Origin of the sequence: Albidovulum salinarum (assembly GCF_025673475.1) — a bacterium.
GTDB classification, from domain to species: domain Bacteria; phylum Pseudomonadota; class Alphaproteobacteria; order Rhodobacterales; family Rhodobacteraceae; genus Albidovulum; species Albidovulum salinarum.
The window spans coordinates 132,792-148,193 of record NZ_JAOVQO010000011.1 but is presented as its reverse complement, the minus strand read 5'-3'; the positions used below and the strand labels follow the sequence as shown (position 1 = coordinate 148,193).

At 65.0% G+C, this 15,402-nt stretch carries 21 protein-coding genes; 7 read left to right on the top strand and 14 right to left on the bottom strand.

Annotated elements, in window-relative coordinates; all coding sequences use genetic code 11:
- Window positions 1-56: 56 nt before the first annotated feature.
- From OEZ60_RS13140 to acpP, 6 genes are all read right to left on the bottom strand, one after another.
- Window positions 57-605, bottom strand: a complete 549-nt coding sequence (locus OEZ60_RS13140) for a phage terminase small subunit P27 family (RefSeq protein WP_263336911.1) — start codon at window positions 603-605, stop codon at window positions 57-59.
- A gap of 55 nt (window positions 606-660) precedes the next feature.
- Complete coding sequence (locus OEZ60_RS13135) at window positions 661-1,119, bottom strand: phage terminase small subunit P27 family (protein ID WP_263336910.1); 459 nt, start codon at window positions 1,117-1,119, stop codon at window positions 661-663.
- Between the two features lie 288 nt (window positions 1,120-1,407).
- On the bottom strand, window positions 1,408-1,581 hold the full coding sequence (locus tag OEZ60_RS13130) for a hypothetical protein (protein WP_263336909.1): 174 nt from the start codon (window positions 1,579-1,581) through the stop codon (window positions 1,408-1,410).
- A gap of 26 nt (window positions 1,582-1,607) precedes the next feature.
- The gene (locus tag OEZ60_RS13125) at window positions 1,608-2,093 is read right to left on the bottom strand and encodes a hypothetical protein (protein ID WP_263336907.1); all 486 of its coding nucleotides are present in this window, start codon (window positions 2,091-2,093) and stop codon (window positions 1,608-1,610) included.
- A complete protein-coding gene (locus OEZ60_RS13120) occupies window positions 2,093-3,400 on the bottom strand; it encodes a site-specific DNA-methyltransferase (RefSeq protein ID WP_263336906.1) in 1,308 nt (435 codons plus the stop codon). The genes OEZ60_RS13125 and OEZ60_RS13120 overlap by 1 nt, the downstream gene beginning before the upstream one ends.
- 340 nt (window positions 3,401-3,740) lie before the next feature.
- Window positions 3,741-3,995 carry an acyl carrier protein gene (gene acpP, locus OEZ60_RS13115; RefSeq protein WP_263336904.1) on the bottom strand — a complete coding sequence of 85 codons (255 nt, stop codon included), beginning with the start codon at window positions 3,993-3,995 and terminating at the stop codon, window positions 3,741-3,743.
- A gap of 300 nt (window positions 3,996-4,295) precedes the next feature.
- Here acpP and OEZ60_RS13110 point away from each other — a divergent pair, with 300 nt between their 5' ends.
- From OEZ60_RS13110 to OEZ60_RS13095, 4 genes are all read left to right on the top strand, one after another.
- Window positions 4,296-4,619: a DMT family transporter gene (locus tag OEZ60_RS13110; protein ID WP_263336903.1), complete on the top strand. Its 324-nt coding sequence runs from the start codon at window positions 4,296-4,298 to the stop codon at window positions 4,617-4,619.
- Window positions 4,620-4,953: 334 nt separating this feature from the next.
- Complete coding sequence (locus OEZ60_RS13105) at window positions 4,954-5,613, top strand: SDR family oxidoreductase (protein WP_263336902.1); 660 nt, start codon at window positions 4,954-4,956, stop codon at window positions 5,611-5,613.
- Window positions 5,614-5,882: 269 nt separating this feature from the next.
- Window positions 5,883-6,170 (top strand): hypothetical protein, encoded by a 288-nt coding sequence (locus OEZ60_RS13100; RefSeq protein ID WP_263336901.1) that lies wholly within the window; start codon window positions 5,883-5,885, stop codon window positions 6,168-6,170.
- 90 nt (window positions 6,171-6,260) lie between these two features.
- Window positions 6,261-6,428 carry a hypothetical protein gene (locus OEZ60_RS13095; protein WP_263336900.1) on the top strand — a complete coding sequence of 56 codons (168 nt, stop codon included), beginning with the start codon at window positions 6,261-6,263 and terminating at the stop codon, window positions 6,426-6,428.
- A 108-nt stretch (window positions 6,429-6,536) separates the two neighbouring features.
- Here the strand turns inward: OEZ60_RS13095 and OEZ60_RS13090 are convergent, their stop codons facing one another.
- From OEZ60_RS13090 to OEZ60_RS13055, 8 genes are all read right to left on the bottom strand, one after another.
- Entirely contained in the window at window positions 6,537-7,943 is a 1,407-nt protein-coding gene (locus OEZ60_RS13090) for a toprim domain-containing protein (RefSeq protein ID WP_263336896.1), read from the bottom strand.
- The gene (locus OEZ60_RS13085; protein ID WP_263336893.1) at window positions 7,940-8,248 is read right to left on the bottom strand and encodes a hypothetical protein; all 309 of its coding nucleotides are present in this window, start codon (window positions 8,246-8,248) and stop codon (window positions 7,940-7,942) included. Before OEZ60_RS13085 ends, OEZ60_RS13090 begins: the two co-directional genes overlap by 4 nt.
- Window positions 8,248-8,922, bottom strand: coding sequence for a hypothetical protein (locus OEZ60_RS13080; RefSeq protein ID WP_263336890.1), 675 nt, complete (start codon window positions 8,920-8,922; stop codon window positions 8,248-8,250). The genes OEZ60_RS13085 and OEZ60_RS13080 overlap by 1 nt, the downstream gene beginning before the upstream one ends.
- Window positions 8,923-8,936: 14 nt before the next feature.
- A complete protein-coding gene (locus OEZ60_RS13075) occupies window positions 8,937-9,167 on the bottom strand; it encodes a helix-turn-helix domain-containing protein (RefSeq protein ID WP_263336888.1) in 231 nt (76 codons plus the stop codon).
- The gene (locus OEZ60_RS13070; protein WP_263336885.1) at window positions 9,164-9,358 is read right to left on the bottom strand and encodes a hypothetical protein; all 195 of its coding nucleotides are present in this window, start codon (window positions 9,356-9,358) and stop codon (window positions 9,164-9,166) included. The genes OEZ60_RS13075 and OEZ60_RS13070 overlap by 4 nt, the downstream gene beginning before the upstream one ends.
- Window positions 9,359-9,443: 85 nt before the next feature.
- Window positions 9,444-10,151, bottom strand: coding sequence for an RNA polymerase sigma factor (locus tag OEZ60_RS13065; protein ID WP_263336882.1), 708 nt, complete (start codon window positions 10,149-10,151; stop codon window positions 9,444-9,446).
- Between the two features lie 120 nt (window positions 10,152-10,271).
- The gene (locus OEZ60_RS13060; RefSeq protein WP_263336879.1) at window positions 10,272-10,502 is read right to left on the bottom strand and encodes a hypothetical protein; all 231 of its coding nucleotides are present in this window, start codon (window positions 10,500-10,502) and stop codon (window positions 10,272-10,274) included.
- A gap of 80 nt (window positions 10,503-10,582) precedes the next feature.
- Window positions 10,583-12,766, bottom strand: coding sequence for a hypothetical protein (locus OEZ60_RS13055; RefSeq protein WP_263336876.1), 2,184 nt, complete (start codon window positions 12,764-12,766; stop codon window positions 10,583-10,585).
- 307 nt (window positions 12,767-13,073) lie between these two features.
- Between OEZ60_RS13055 and OEZ60_RS13050 the strand changes: the two genes are divergently transcribed.
- Genes OEZ60_RS13050 through OEZ60_RS13040 form a run of 3 tightly spaced genes read left to right on the top strand, consistent with a single transcriptional unit; the run spans window position 13,074 to window position 15,183 of the window.
- Window positions 13,074-13,526, top strand: a complete 453-nt coding sequence (locus OEZ60_RS13050; RefSeq protein ID WP_263336874.1) for a DUF2924 domain-containing protein — start codon at window positions 13,074-13,076, stop codon at window positions 13,524-13,526.
- Complete coding sequence (locus tag OEZ60_RS13045; RefSeq protein WP_263336871.1) at window positions 13,526-14,833, top strand: recombinase family protein; 1,308 nt, start codon at window positions 13,526-13,528, stop codon at window positions 14,831-14,833. The genes OEZ60_RS13050 and OEZ60_RS13045 overlap by 1 nt, the downstream gene beginning before the upstream one ends.
- A complete protein-coding gene (locus OEZ60_RS13040; RefSeq protein ID WP_263336868.1) occupies window positions 14,830-15,183 on the top strand; it encodes a hypothetical protein in 354 nt (117 codons plus the stop codon). Before OEZ60_RS13045 ends, OEZ60_RS13040 begins: the two co-directional genes overlap by 4 nt.
- Window positions 15,184-15,402: the final 219 nt, after the last annotated feature.

Here is a 15,402-nt window from a genome sequence, read left to right as displayed (position 1 = left end):
CGGCGGGATCGCCTCGCCCCCCTGAGCTGCAAGTCTCACGAAAGACTTCGTCCGCATCAGCGATCGCGATGGCCCGGCAGTTCGGTCGGCCCGCCATCATGCCGGGTGATCCGCGGCGGGACGCCCTCTTTTGCCGGCTCGTGCGCCCGGATCTCGATCACCACCGGCATCGCCACGTCATCGCCCGGATCGCTGACAGCGACCCGTGAGCGCGAGGCCGGCGTGATGCCGAGCTCGGCCATGTAGCGGCCCATCAGCTCCAGCTGCTTGTTCGCGACCGCGAGCCAGGGCGACTGCTGGACATAGCCCGAGGGCGTCTTCAGCATCACCGGGGTTTCCTTCAGCTTCTCCTCGGCCTCGACCCAGCGACCCCAGGCCTGGCAATAGGCCGCGAGCGCGGCGCGGTCGACGAGCGTGAGGACCCCCATGTCGTGGAGCGGTCCGGCGATGCGGTGCCATTCCTCCTGCGCCGCCGCCGAGAGATGCGCCGGACAGGCGGGCAGCCCCTCCGGTGGCACCGGCTCCAAGGCGTTGTAGCCGCGCTTGCCGGGATTGCCCTCGGCCCGGCGCAGCGCGGTCGGCTTCGGCTTGCGCCCCCGGGTCATGGTGTCGCCTCCCGATGCGGGTACGGACCAGGATGATTGGCGGAACGGCTCATCGTCATTCGAATGCAACCCTGAACTCCCAGGGCTTCGCGCCGTTTGGAACCTGGATCGCGAGACGCGATCGGGCGGAGGGCGACAGGCCGAGCTCGGCCATGAGACGGGTCATCAGCTCGACCTGCTTGTTGGAGATGGTGATCCAGGGCGAGACCTGGACGTAGCCGGCCGGGGTCTTGATGAGCGGCGGCGTCTCGGCGAGCTTGCGCTCGGCCTCGACCCAGCGGCCATAGGCCTGGCAGTAGGCGGCGAGCACTGTACGGTCGATCTGGGTCAGGAGACCGATCTCGTTCAGCACAGTGGCGAGCCGCTTCCACTCGGTCTTGGCGGTGGGCGAGAGATGTGCGGGACAGGTCGGCTGGCTTGTCGGCGGCTTCGGCTCAGAGCCGTTGATTGGCCGCTTGCCGGGATTGCCCTCGATCAGCTTGAGCGCGGTCGGTTTCGGCTTGCGTCCTCTCATCTCAGCCTCCTGCCCGATGAAGTTCCGTGGCATCGGGACCGGCGACGAGCCCCCGACTTTGTCGACCAATGGCGCCGCGCGAATGCGGGTCTGCGGGTGGAAAACCCCAGCAACAAGGGACTCTTTCCAAGTCCGCCCCGGGGATACCCGGTCGGCAATTTCGCGGCTGTGGTACGCAGACGCCCGCGCCGGTCCCGATCCCGGAGCTTCCAGAGATGGACCCACCCCCCGGGGGGAGCACCCTTGGCGTCGGGGTCTCGCGCCCCTCGCGATCAGGCCTGCGCGCCATCACTCCAGACCTCCCCGCATAACGCGGTCGAAGTGCCGACACAGGGGAAAACCGCGAATGAGCGAGACGAGCACGCGGGCCGCACCAGACTGCAGCGGCGTCGCGGCGAGCCCCACGACCGGGAATGCGACGAGCTGCAGGCCGACGCCCACCAGGGCCGTAGCGAGTGACACGAGCCCTAACCGAACGCGCCACCGCCTCATGCGCAGCCCCCTGAACTATGCTTATCTCCGTCCGATACGGACGCGCCCGCGCACACCGCAGCACCGATCGGCTGGGCAAGCCCTTCGATCAGCCCGGCCCTCCGCTTGCGTTCGGCGATCTCGTCGAGCTTCGCGGTCAGTTTCTTCCAGGCGGTGTCAGCGGCGGAGGGGCCGTCCTCGGCCAGCGAATGCTCGACGGCCGCGGTCTCGCGCCAGCCGGCCTGGGTCTTGAGGTAGAAGATCATCGAGGCGGTGTCGCCGCCCCGGGCCTTGGCGATCAGCCCCTGGGCGATCGCGCCGATTGCCCGCGCCTTGCCTCTTTTATAGCGTTCGGAAATCTCGGCATCGCGCTCCATCATCGCAAAGAAGGTGGTGCGGCCGATGCCGAAATAATCCGCGATCTGCGCCGTCGAGAGCACCGCGGCAAGGGTTTCGACCTCCGCCTTCTGGCACGCGTTCAGGGTTCTTGCCGGGCGCCCCATCAGCAGGCTCCTTCCGAGGCACGCTCGGCCCGGACCGCGTCGAACGGCCGGCCGTCCCCGTCCAGCACCGCCGCATGCCCGGTGAAGGCCTGCCAGCGCAGAACCGCGACATCGACATAGGCCGGATCGAGCTCGAGCGCGTAGCACGCCCGCCCCGTCGTCTCGGCCGCGATGATCGTCGTCCCGGAGCCCGAGAACGGCTCGTAGACCGCCTGTCCCGGCGAGGAGTTGTTGAGGATTGGCCGGCGCATGCACTCGACCGGCTTCTGGGTGCCATGCACCGTCGCGGTGTCCTGGTCGCGGCTCGCGATCTGCCACAGCGTCGACTGCTTGCGGTCGCCGGACCAGTGCCCGGTGCCGCCCGCGCGGACCGCGTACCAGCACGGCTCGTGCTGCCAGTGATAGTGGCCACGCGAGAGCACCAGCCGCTCCTTGGCCCAGATGATCTGGGAGCGGACCTCGAAGCCCACCGCCGCGAGGCTCTCGGCCACGGTGGTGGCGTGCAGCGCGCCGTGCCAGACATAGGCGACATCGCCGGGAAAGAGCGCCCAGGCCTCGCGCCAGTCGGCGCGGTGATCGTTCAGGACCTTGCCCACGCGCTTGGTCTCCGAGGCGCCGGCGCGGTTGCGCCAGTCCGGATCGTAGCTCACGCCGTAGGGCGGATCGCTGGCGAGAAGATGCGGGCGCACCCCGGCGAGTAGGCGTTCCACCGTCGCCGCATCCGTCGCGTCGCCGCAAATGAGCCGATGCCGACCGAGCACCCAGAGATCGCCCGACCGGGAGACCGGCACGGCGGGCGGCGCCGGCGTCTCCTCTTCGCGCGGATCGACCTCCCCGGACCGCAGGAGCGCGTCGATCTCGCCCGCATCGAAGCCGAGCGCGCCCAGGTCGATGCCGAGCTCGGAAAGCTCGCCCATCTCGATCGCGAGCAGATCTGCGTCCCACCCCGCCTGCAACGCCAGCCGGTTGTCGGCGAGGATGTAGGCGCGTTTCTGCGCCGCGCTGAGATGCGCGAGCTCGATCACCGGCACCGTCGCGAGCCCAAGCTGGCGCGCCGCCATCACCCGGCCGTGGCCGGCGATGATCCCGTTCGCGCCATCGACCAGCACCGGATTGGTGAAGCCGTATTCGCGGATCGACCCGGCGATGAGCGCGACCTGCGCCTCCGAATGGGTCCGCGCGTTGCGGGCATAGGGGACCAGCTCCGCGACCGCCCGATGCTCGAGACGCAGGCTCGACCCGGACGCGAGCGCCGCCCGCTGGGCTGACTGATCCGTTTCCGCCGCCGCTGCCGCCTGCCTGCCCATCGTGCCCCTATCCCCCACCTGTCGAAATTCGCGGGTGCCTGCCTCTCAGGGCAGTATACCATCCGATTAATGCATTGTAATCATGACAATAAATGCCAATTGCCGCCGCCGGGCGACAACTTTGACCTGATTGGGCAGCTGCCAGCGGCGGTGCGCCGCACGACGTTCGGCGAGCGCGGCACTGAACGCCACCGATATCTGTGTCAGACGCCCTCCAACGGCGTCGCAGGTCGTCTCACGGATCGGTCGAAGCCGACCAGGATCAATGAGGCCGGCGCTGATCTCGAACCGACAGGGATAGGGGGGCCTGGAACCGGCGCGATAATCTCGGCTCCGGCGGCTACGCGGCCGGGCCTGCCTGGGTTCGGCTGGTCCGGATGTAGTTGACGGCGGCCCCAAAGGTCCCGAGGGTCTCCACGACGTCATCCGGGATCTCGATGCCGAACTGGTCCTCGAAGGCAATCAGCAACTCGACCGCTTCGAGACTGCCCGCGCCAAGGTCATCCACGAACCGTGTGACAGGCGCGATGCGCTGGGGATCGGCATCGAGGATTTCTGCGGTGATCGCGCGAAGGCGGTGTTCCGTGTCGGGCATTGTGCAGTTCCGGGCTTGGGAAGGTCAGGGGCGCAGCAGGACCAGGAAACGGTAACAGCATCGCGCGGACCCGGCGAACGGAAAATTCGGGTGCGCGGATCGCGCCCGGTGCTTCAGAGCGAAACGCAGCCGGCGGCGGCCTGTGTCTGCTTTGCGGGATTTGTAGCAGTTCAGGTGTCGGTCATCTGCTCCGGAACATTGATTGTCGGCAACCGCAAAACTAGATTGCCTTGTGCGGGACGACCCGCGCCTCATGCACTTTTCTCGGGACGGCCCGAGCCTGACACTGAGGGTCGTGGCATGGCTTGGGTTCATCTCGTTCTTGCTGGAATTTTGGAAATCATCTGGGCGTTCTCCATGAAGAAGGCCGCCGGTTTCACGCTGATCGTGCCTAGCGTGATAACCATTGTTGCAATGATCGCGAGCGTCGTGCTTCTTTCACTTGCCATGCGGTCGCTTCCGCTCGGCACCGCCTATACTATCTGGACCGGCATTGGTGCGGTAGGCGCCTTCGCAGTGGGCGTCATCGTGTTGGGGGAGGCTGCAACCCCGATGCGTCTGATCGCCGCGCTTCTGATCGTCACTGGCATCGTGCTGATGAAGCTGTCGGGCTCTGCCACATAGCCCCCCTGACATTGGCTGCGACCGAACGGTCACGCTGGATTAAGAGTCGTCATCCGACCGTTAGTGTCGGCGAAGCCCGGCAAAATGGCCAAGGTGATGGACGGCGTTGCGGACGGAGCCGATTACGTTTGGCCCCTGGAACCGTTCACGAAGGGTCGCTGTACACCAGCCTTAGGCCTCTGACCGTGAATAGCCGTAGCACCGAACATCCCTGCGTTCGTTGCATCCGCTTCCATTTCGGACCAAGCTCCGAAGATCAACGTCGACACGGTGCCATGTGCAGCAAGCTGGCCAGCTGTCACCGCCCGTAAATACAACTCAACGGAATATTGCGATGTCCACCATTCTCGTTACCGGCTCAAGCCGCGGCATCGGCCTCGAACTCTGCACGCAGCTCAGTGCGCGCGGCGACGACGTGATCGCCGTCTGCCGAGCTCCCAGTGCGGAACTCGCGGATCTCGACGTGCGCATCATCGACGGGATCGACGTCAGCGACGCGGCATCGATCGAACGCCTCAAGGGTGAGATCGCCGACCAGACCCTGGACGTGATCATCAACAATGCCGGCATCGCAATCTGGGATGCCTTCGGCAGCCTCGACTACGACGCGATGCTGGAACAGTACCGGGTCAATGCGCTGGGTCCGCTCCGGATCACCAAAGCGCTTGCGGACAACCTCAGGGAGGGGTCCAAGGTTGCGATCGTGTCAAGCAGGGTCGGATCGATCGAAGACAACAGTTCCGGCGGCAATTACGGATACCGAGCCTCGAAGACGGCCGTTAATCAGATCGGGACCAACCTGAAGCATGACCTTGCGCCCCGCGGCATCGCTGTCGTGTTGCTGCACCCCGGAATGGTGGCGACCGACATGACTGGTGGTCAGGGCGTCGCTCCCGCCAAGGCCGCGCAAGGGCTGATCGAGCGCATCGATGCCCTGAACCTTCAGAACAGTGGCCGGTTCTGGCACGCCGAGGGCTACGAACTGCCCTGGTGAGCAATTGCCGCGGGATCGGTTCCTGGTGGCGTCGTGTCAGACGCTGCATGAGGCATGTGATTGAGGTGGACGACCCGCCTTCGCAATGGCACGCCATGGCGACAGGTGATCCCAGACGCGAGCGCTGTCCGCGGGAAAAACCGTTCGATTCCGGACACAAATTTCCCCGCCCCTCACGACCGAGATGACCGCAAGTAGCCCGCCCGCTTGAGACAGGTTCGGGATTTGCTAGGATTTCCCCAGCGCGAGTTTTGTGAGGAGGCGAATAGATGCATCCTGATCTCGGTGTGCAGCGCAAGGTTCTGGTCAAGTCCTACAGACGCTACCTCGATGCCGATCACGACTGGACCGTGGCGGTTGAGCAGTCCCTGTCCTGGGTGCAGCCCCGCGACCGGCCACAGGTGTCGGGTCTTGGCGAGCCCGGTTCGAGGGTTCGGCGGCTCTACGAGGCGCGGGAGAGGGCTTTGCAACGATTGGTGGCCGCGCGGGACAAGCTGGAACGGGCACGCCGGCGAATCGAGCAGCGGGACCGGCCCCCAGGAGACTCCTCCTTCTGACCCCATGAGACGAGGGACCCGGAGTGCAACCACGCGCTACGCCGGAGCTTCCCATGTGCCATCGCCCCCTGAACGAAAGATCACCCAGAGATGCGGAAACCCACGCCATCGAATGACACGCCCGAACCCGAGGAGCACAAGCCCAAAGCGGAAGCCGACAAGGTCCCGGAATGGGCCGAGAACATGGAGCACACGCTTTGGCGCCTCGCACGAGCCAAGGACAAGGAGCGTGCGAAGAAACCCGGCCTCTATCGCTGAGGCGGGACGTCGATGGCGGTCAAGAGGCCGGCCCGTTGGTTGACACACCGCCCCGCCTGACACGGTCGCCGTCGAAGACCGCCCCCGCGAAGCTCCGCGGTCGCCGCATCACGGGAGCGCTGCGTAGCTCATCTGATCGCGCCGGAACTCCAGCTTTATCTGTCCCTTCTCGAAGCCATAGAGCTGGGTGTCACGCACCTTCCAGGTAATGACGCGCACGAACGGGCGACCGTCATCGGTTTCGTCCTGGTGGACGGTGACGCCGAGCGCCGGCTTGTTGGCAAATGCCGCGCTGTCGGAGATGTCATACCCGACGGGCGCGCGCGGCCTGCCGTCCGTCGGCATCTTGCGCGGATGAGCGACGACACAGACATGCGTGTCGAACTGTTCCGCCCAGACCCGGATCTGCTGCAGTGCGAAATTGATGTAGGCCGTCATGCTCTCTCCCGGTTCGGGCAGATGCTCGAGTTCGTTCCAGGGATCGACGACGATCAGCTTGCAGCCATCGCGAACCGCCAGCGTGTAGACCATCGACTTGAGCCAACCGAGATTGTGCGCGCCTTCCTCGTAGGTCCGGTGAACGATGCGGAACCGGTCATCGAGGCGAACGGCGAGCGCCCTCTGTTCGTCGGCCGCCAGATCGTCCCACCCCCATCCTGTATCGAGACGGCTGAGGTGATCCCGGGTCCGGTAGGGGTGTGTCTCGAACGACAGCAGGCCGACGCGCACATCCTCGTGCCGCGAGACGAGATCCGCGATGAAGGTGGTGAAGGTCGACTTTCCGCAACCCGGCACGCCCGTCGCGACAGACATCGCGCCGACCTCGAAGGCAAGGACGGAGTCGAATACCCGTTTGCCGGTCCGAAGCACCCGTCGCGGCGCCATGCAGCGAAGATCGGAGATCGCGGTCACGAACCCGCCCGGGGGATCGACCCGCTTCGCATCCGCAAGACATCGGGCAAGGACGCGCTCGCCAAGGCGGACGAGGACATCATTGGCGTCCTTGCAGCCCTCCGGCCATTCGGCCCGGCGCACATCATGCCCGAGAAGGACATTTGCCACGGTCCGAGGGAGGGACGCGCCGGCGGCGTCGTTGTCGCCGGCAACGATCACATACGGTGATGCCCGGAGCCGCTCCTCGGCGTTCACGAGCACGTCGCGCTTGTTTCCCGCCTCGGTCCAGCCGTCCGGCAGCGAGACCGCGCGCTCGTAACCCGCCTGAATGACGCTCAGACAGTCGATCTCGCCCTCGGTGATGACGATCGGTCCCTCGGCGCCCTCGAGACAGTCCTCATTGTAGAACCCCCGGGATACGCCGTTGGTGCTCCGCCACCGCTTGTCGGAGACCGTGCGAAACTTACCGGCATAGGTTTCACCGTCGCGGCGATAGGGAAACGCGACGCCCTGGCCGTAGCCGTCGATCTCCTGCGCCCGCACCCCCATCTCCGCCAAGAGCGCGGCGTCGAGCCCGCGCTCCGCGGTCAGCCAGGTCATCGCGTCCATCGAAGTGCTCACCTCCCCGGAACCCGCAGTGATGGCAGTACCAGACCACGCTGTCCGCCCGAACCGTGACCGACAGACATCGGTCGGTCTTCTTCTTCCGCCCCGCGCTGCAGGCCGGACAGGTCGTCCGGCTGGTTCCGCTCGTTCGCCTCACCATGATCCCGTGCCGGGCCAATATTTCGTTTGTCGAGCGCATCGATGATCTCCCAGCGCTGATAGCCCTGACGCCGTGCCGCTTCGGTCTCGGCCCGGAACCGCGTCAGCCCTGCCTCGAACTCCATGATCGCGGCCCGCTCTTCCCATTCATCGAGGTCCATCACGGTGCCACCTCCGGAATGTTGCCGAAGGCCCCGAAATGCGTGCAGTCATGTGCCCGGCCGGATTTCCGCAGAATCCCCTCGATGAAAGCGACGGGCTCGACTGCGCCTTCCCGCTCGGCACGGCCAAGCGCCGCGATGAGCGCCGCATCGCCATGATCGCGCCGCCACTTTCCCACGAGACCCCGCGCCCGACCGGCGTCAATGCCGGATTGGGCGAGCAGCGCGACGCCGAGGTCGAATGCCTGCCTGGACGGGTCCTTCGCCTTCGCCGTTTCTTCAGAAACGGAAGTCTCCTTGTCTCCTTGTCCTTTTGTGCGTTGGCCCTGCGTTGCTCCTGCGTTGGGAGCCGCGTTGCCCGATCCCGTCGGGCGCTGATATTTCTCGTAGTTGCAGAGTGTTATCAGGGTCCGACCATGCGTTGGCGTGACGCGGACCATCCCGTCGCACTGAAGACGGGCGAGAAGGCTCCGCACGACCTGGTAGCCGACGCCGACATCCTCCGCGAGGCGCCGCTGGCTCACGCAAACGGACCCGCGACCCACCGTGATGGTCTTGCCGTTCACGTCATGACGTGTCTCTTTCCACGCGGCATTGTCGATCAGCCAGAGCCAGATGGCGATGCGCTCGGGATGGCCCTTGAACAGCGGATGCGAGGTGACCCCTCGTTTCATGGCAAACCATCCCGTCATGACGAGCTCTCCGCGTGCCGCATCTGCGTCTCCTCGAAGGCGAGGATGTCCTCGGCCCGGTAGAGCACGCGGCCTTCGAGTTTCATCCAGGCCGGACCTGTGCGGTTCGCCCGCCATCTCTCCAGCGTGCGGGTGCTGAGGCGCCAGTGGTCGGCAAGTTCGTCCTGCGTCACCCGGTCCGGCAGGCCGCTGATCCGGGCGGACATCGCGTCGGCGGACCGGATCATGTCTGATCCTCCACCCGATCCGCATCATGGGTGATGGCATAGACGGCGAAGAGCGGCGCTCCGTCGAGGGTCGCGCCGACCCCTTCGACGCTGTAGCGCCGCTCTGTCTCGATCAGGCAGCCGATCTCCCAGGCACGGTACAGCCCGGGCAATCTCACGGGTTCGGCACGCGGTTCGGGTTCGTCGAACATTGCGGGTCTTCTCCACTGCGCCGGGCCGATCCCGGCGCTCTCTGAAGGAAAAGCCAGTCCCACCACGAGAATGGGACATGGCTCGTCATGCGCGGTCGAGCTCCGCGCGCAACCGGTCACGGGTCCGCTGGTAGCGTTTCCGCGCCGCCTCGTAGCCAATGCCGAACCGTTCCGCCGCCTGGCGCTGGGTTTCGCCGAGAACGGCCACTGCGATCAGCATCCCCACGTCTTCCGGCGGCAGCGTCTTCATGAGCCGCGACAGGGCCTCTGTCCTTGGATCGTCGTTGACCACCTCGACCGAAGGAATCCGGGCGGAATCGACCGATTTCGCGATCACCGCATCCGTCACGTCGCACAGTTCCATCTGTCGCTTTCGCAGTGCGATCTCCTGGCGGCACAGGTCGCGCTCCGTGTTTCTCAGAAGCGTGGCGGCGATCCACTGGACCCGGTCGAGGTGAAGCCGCAGGATGCCCTCCGCGACATCGGCGAGAAGATCCGATGCCAGCGCCGCCGGGTCGGATCGGAACCGGGCGCGGTGCCGCCGATAAACAGCATCGAGCCCCGGCCAGAGCGCGAGGATCAATACGACCTGGGCCACGCGGTGCGGACTATCGCCGTCTTGCGCGATCGAGACCAGCGCGCGGAGCACGCGGTTCTTGTCTCCCGCATCGCCGGGGCCATGCAGCATGGCCGTCAGGGACCCCGGTTCCGACCAGGCCCCGAGGTCGGGATGCCTCCCGCAGATTTCCCTGAACTCGTCTTCGAACTGCCTGATCCGTGTGAGCCGGTCCAACCGGCCATGAAGCGAATGCCATTCGGCTCGCATGAGACGCCTGCCTTACGGCCGGGCGTCTCGCGCCTCTTGGTGGCCAGTCAGGGCGTCGCGCGCCTCATGTTCGGGGGATGGAGGTGGTCAGTCGGCCTTGCGGCCGACGAGCTCGTTCAGCGACATGCAGGTGCGGCACCGCGTCGTCACCGGAAGCGTCACGTAGTATTCGTGGCCCCGCGCGAAACGGATCTGCAGGCGATTGTCGAGATATCGGCCAAGCAGCGCGCCGCAGCAGCGGCAGCGCCAGTTGCACAGCGGGTCGTCGCCGGCCCGTGGCCGGGGGGAGGAACGGTGGGTTTCGGTCCGTGTCGCCATGTGAGGGCTCCTGTCATGCTGGAGCCCCTCAATTCGCGCACGGATGGTTAGATCGTCAGATCCCGATCTTTAGATGAAGGTTAGATGGGCGGGGGGGCGTCCTCACAGAGGCGCCAGGTTCGGGTTCGAACACTGCAGATGTAGGCGTTGTGCAGCGCGGCCCATTCGGAACTCTGGAAGAGTTGCCGAGGCGACTTCGATCCCATCCCGCGCATCAACTCGCTGGTGCGGACATCCTTCTCGCCATTCAAAGCGGCGTCGACGAGGCGCTGAAAGAGAAGGATCTTCGTCTCACCGAACAGGTTGAACGGCGGCCGGCTGGGGATGTGAAGCGTCGCATGCTTTGGCCCATGAAGGATGATCTGCGGTGCATCGCCCGCCATCACGAGCAACTGGCCCGACCGGTAAGCCTGCTCGAGGGCCCCGGGATCAAGGACGATCTCGTCCCCTTCGAGAGAGATGACACGGCGCAACGGAATGACGACGTTCGCGCCAAGATACCTGATCCCGGTGTCACCCGCAGACAGGATCAGCCCCGGCCCGGCGAGATGGCGACGTCGGAACTCGAGATCGAGGTCTTCCGGCTTCTTCAGGCTTGCCAGAGCCCGGACGAGATAGATCGGGATCGTCTGGAACCCGATCGGCACGTCACCGAACTCCGCGATGTGATCGCTCGAAACCGTCGCGCGAGATGCGCCGAGCTCCCGCTTCAACGCATCGATCACGATTTCGGACAGGTAGGCGCGGTTGATCCGGTAGATGACGTGGTCGTCCTCGGAAACGGCGCCCAGATCTTCTCCGAACGACCCCTCCAGCGTCAAAGTACCTTGTCGCGCTCCGGTGTCGAGTTCGGCTTCGACGGGCCCGTCGTCATCGTCGATCAGAACGATGTCCTGGCGTCCCTTCTTTCCGAGGAGTTGCGCCGACAGGAGGCGTTTTCGATCGACACCCGCATTCGACAGTACCGCGCCCGCGACTTCATTTTCCGGATAGTCAAAGAGAAAGAGCAAGTCGTCGAAGTAAAACGCCCGCTCCCGTTCGTCGAGGAGGCGCTGCCTGTTCATGATGCCCCAGGCTTCGAGCAGCCTCAGACTCAGGTCCCGCAATTTCGGATCGCGTTCGTTCTGGGCGTTCGACGTGTTGCCGCTCGAGACCCAAAGCTTCAGTGTCCCGGACTCGCCGCTCTCACGATATTTGTAGGCGACGGCAATGGCGACGCGGCTGTATCCGAAACGTGACGCAGCCGCCTTCGTTGTGCCCATGAACCGATTGGCGAAGTCCTCGATGTCGTCGTCAATCGTGACCTGAAGCAGGAGGCGACGCTTCCAACTGCCGAGCCGTGTCTCGATCTCGGTCACCTTTGCGTGGATGATCTCGACGTCCTCGAGTTCGGGCAGCGGGAGTTGAAGCGATCTTCCGAACCGGTCGAGATTGAAGTTCCGCCCGGTCAGCGGTTTGCTCTTCAGATCCTGCCCCAGGACCACTTCCGCGAAGGCTCGCGAGGCATGGTCGCGCACCACATATCCCCGGGCGCAAACCTCGAGCTTCCTGAGCGACGGCGTGTAGATCAGGATCGCTTCCTCTGCCGGACGGTAATACCGCGTTTCCCGCAGTCCGTCGTCCCGGTGGTCCTGGATGCTCGACAGCGCGCCGCCATGTCTGACCGCAACCATCACGGAGCTGGGATGGGTGTCCGTGTCTGGCAGATCGATCGCGGTAACGGTCGACTTGCTTGGAAGGTCCAGAGCTTCGCCGATCCGACGGGCCAACACCTCCCCGTCGACGCCATCTGCGGCAAACTCCATCGAAGCGTCATCGGCAACCTCGAACGCGGAATACAGTTTTCCGTGATCCCGGTATCTGCGCGCCGTGTAGAAGCTCTGGGCGTCCAGAAATACGTTGTGAAACTTCGTGTAGACCCAGATCGATTTGCAAAGTTCGTCCGGTTGCGCGTCGTAGGTCGCGATGTCGGTGTTGTAGAGCTTGCGATTGACAACGGTGGTCAGCGACGTCGCGCCTTTTGCATCGCTCAGATCGACGACCTGCCGGCAGATGTCGTCAAGTTCCTTGAGAACGTCCTGATCCAGCTTGCCGACAAACTCGACAAGCCCAGCCGTGTCACATGCCGGATCGAGATCCGCAAAATCGACGATTGGTCCGCTCCCACGGCGCGGCGCATTGAACAGATCCCGCGCGACCGGGGCCGGCGCGCGATCCAGAACCTTCTGCAGGTTCGGTGCGAATGGTTGTCGGGATCGTGCCATCTGGGTCTCCAAAGCATGTTCTCTTTCAGGCGACTTTGACCTGTCTCTGCTCGCCTTCAAGTGGATTCGCGCGCTCCGATGTCCCAATCCACCGTGGCGGATGGCTTTTCACGGGTATGAACCCACTGCACCCCTCTCATCTTTCTCCGATTGAGCGCCGCGCCGAGCTCTGCCGCATCCTCGCGCTCGGGCTCGTTCGGCTTCGTGCCGCGCAGTCAAGCGAACGATCTGATCCGGACGGAGAAAGTTCGCTTCCCTTCACCGCCGACCGGAGCGGTCATGCGACCGCCATGAGCCGGAGACCCGCATGACGACGCATGATCCCATCCCCGCGCGCCTCGCCGCGCTGAAGACCATTCCGACGCCGGAGCTGAAAGCGCAATGGCGTGAGCTCTTCGACAGCGAGCCACCGCCCTTCAACCGGCGCTACCTCGAAAGCCGGCTCGCCTATCGCATCCAGGAGCTCGCCTATGGCGGGCTGAAAGCCGAAACGATCCGGCGGCTGGAGCAGCTGGGCGAGGAACTTGACGGCGGGGACAAGAAGAAGCGCGGAGTGCGCCTCGACCGCGACCGCCCGATCACCGGCACACGGCTGCTGCGCGAGTGGCAGGGGATAGAGTACGTCGTCACCGTCACCGCCGACGGCTTCGAATGGCAGGGGCGACCCTACAAGTCGCTCTCCGCCATCGCACGCACCATCACCGGGACCCGCTGGAACGGGCTCGTCTTCTTTGGGCTCAAACGTCAGGGAGGCCGCTGATGGCGGAGGTCAAATTGAAACGCCGATGCGCGGTCTACACCCGGAAATCCTCCGAGGAAGGGTTGGAACAGGAGTTCAACAGCCTGCACGCCCAGCGCGAGGCCTGCGAGGCGTACATCGCCAGCCAGCGCTCCGAAGGCTGGGTGCTGGTCCGCGATCAATATGACGATGGCGGGATATCGGGGGGCACGCTCGAACGCCCAGGCCTGAAACGGCTGCTGCAGGACATCGAGGACGGGCTGGTCGACGTGGTCGTCGTCTACAAGATCGATCGACTCTCGCGCTCGCTCGCCGACTTCGCGAGGCTGGTCGAGGTCTTTGACCGGAACGGCGTGACCTTCGTTTCGGTCACGCAGTCCTTCAACACGACAACGTCGATGGGGCGGCTGACGCTGAACATCCTGCTCTCCTTCGCTCAGTTCGAGCGGGAGGTCACCGCCGAGCGCATCCGAGACAAGGTTGCTGCCTCCCGTAAGAAGGGCATGTGGATGGGTGGCGTCCCACCATACGGATATCGGGTCGAGAACCGGAAGCTGGTGGTCGACGGCGAATCTGCCGCGCAGGTTCGCTGGATCTTCGCCCGGTTTCTCGAGATCGGATCTTGCACGGAACTGGCACGGGAGGTCGGCACGCGCGGTCATCGCACGCCGCGCGGCAACCGGATCGACAAGAAGTACCTGTACCGGATGCTTTCGAACCGCGCCTACATCGGCGAGGCGGTCCATAAGGGCGAGGCATACCCCGGCGAGCACGACGCCATCATCGACCGCGAGACGTGGACCCGCGTGCACGCGATCCTGCGGGAGAGTCCTCGGAGGCGCGCCGCACGCACCCGCGCCGACACACCCGCGCTGTTGAAGGGACTGCTCTACGGCCCAGACGGCGCTGCATTCTCGCCGACCCACACTCGCAAGGGCGGCAGGCTCTACCGCTACTATGTCAGCCAGTCCGTGCTGAAGCATGGTGCCGGAGCCTGCCCAATTGGCCGCGTGCCCGCGGGAGAGATCGAGGCAGCCGTCGTCAACCAGCTCCGTGTCGTGTTCCGTCAGCCCGAGATCGTTGCGGGCACTTGGAAGGCCGCGCGCGCCCATGCCGCCGACATCACCGAGGCCGATGCCCGCGCGGCCCTTCAACGATTCGACCCGCTGTGGGACGAGCTCTTTCCTGCCGAGCAGGCCCGCATCGCGGCGCTGCTGGTCGAGCGCGTGGAGGTCGGCACCGATGGTCTCAATCTCAGGCTGCGTGTGGACGGACTGTCACATCTGCTTGTGGAGATTCAAGCCAGCGGCACGAGGGCGGCCGCATGAGCGACATCGTGTCCGTCCACATACCGATTACGCTCCATCGACGCGGCGGGCGCAAGGAGATTCAATTGCCTCCAGGCGCACCGCCAAAACGAGAGATCGACAACACGCTCGTCAAGGCGCTGGCGCGCGCCTTCCGCTGGAAGCGGATGCTGGACGCGGGGGAGTTCGCCACCATCGCCGAACTGGCCGAACGCGAAGGGATCGCTTCTTCCTACATGACCCGCGTCCTGCGCCTGACGCTCCTCGCGCCCGTCATCGTCGAGGCGATCCTGGACGGCAGGCAGGGACCGGGGGTGACGCTGGCGCGAATGCTGGAACCGTTCCCGCTGGAGTGGTGCGCGCAGGAATAAGCCTTCACCGTATCGACGCTCACGGTCCGTTGCCGACCTTCAGACCCAGGCGACTACGCTGCGGTGCGGCTCGTCGAAGCGGCCATTCGCTGCAAATGCAAGGGCCGGACTCGTGTCGAGGTCAGCAAAGCGGACAAATCCGTCGTTGGCCCTTCGACGAGCATTCACACAGCAGCATTCATCGGTCCGAGAACAAATCTTTTTCCGGCCAAGCGAGGT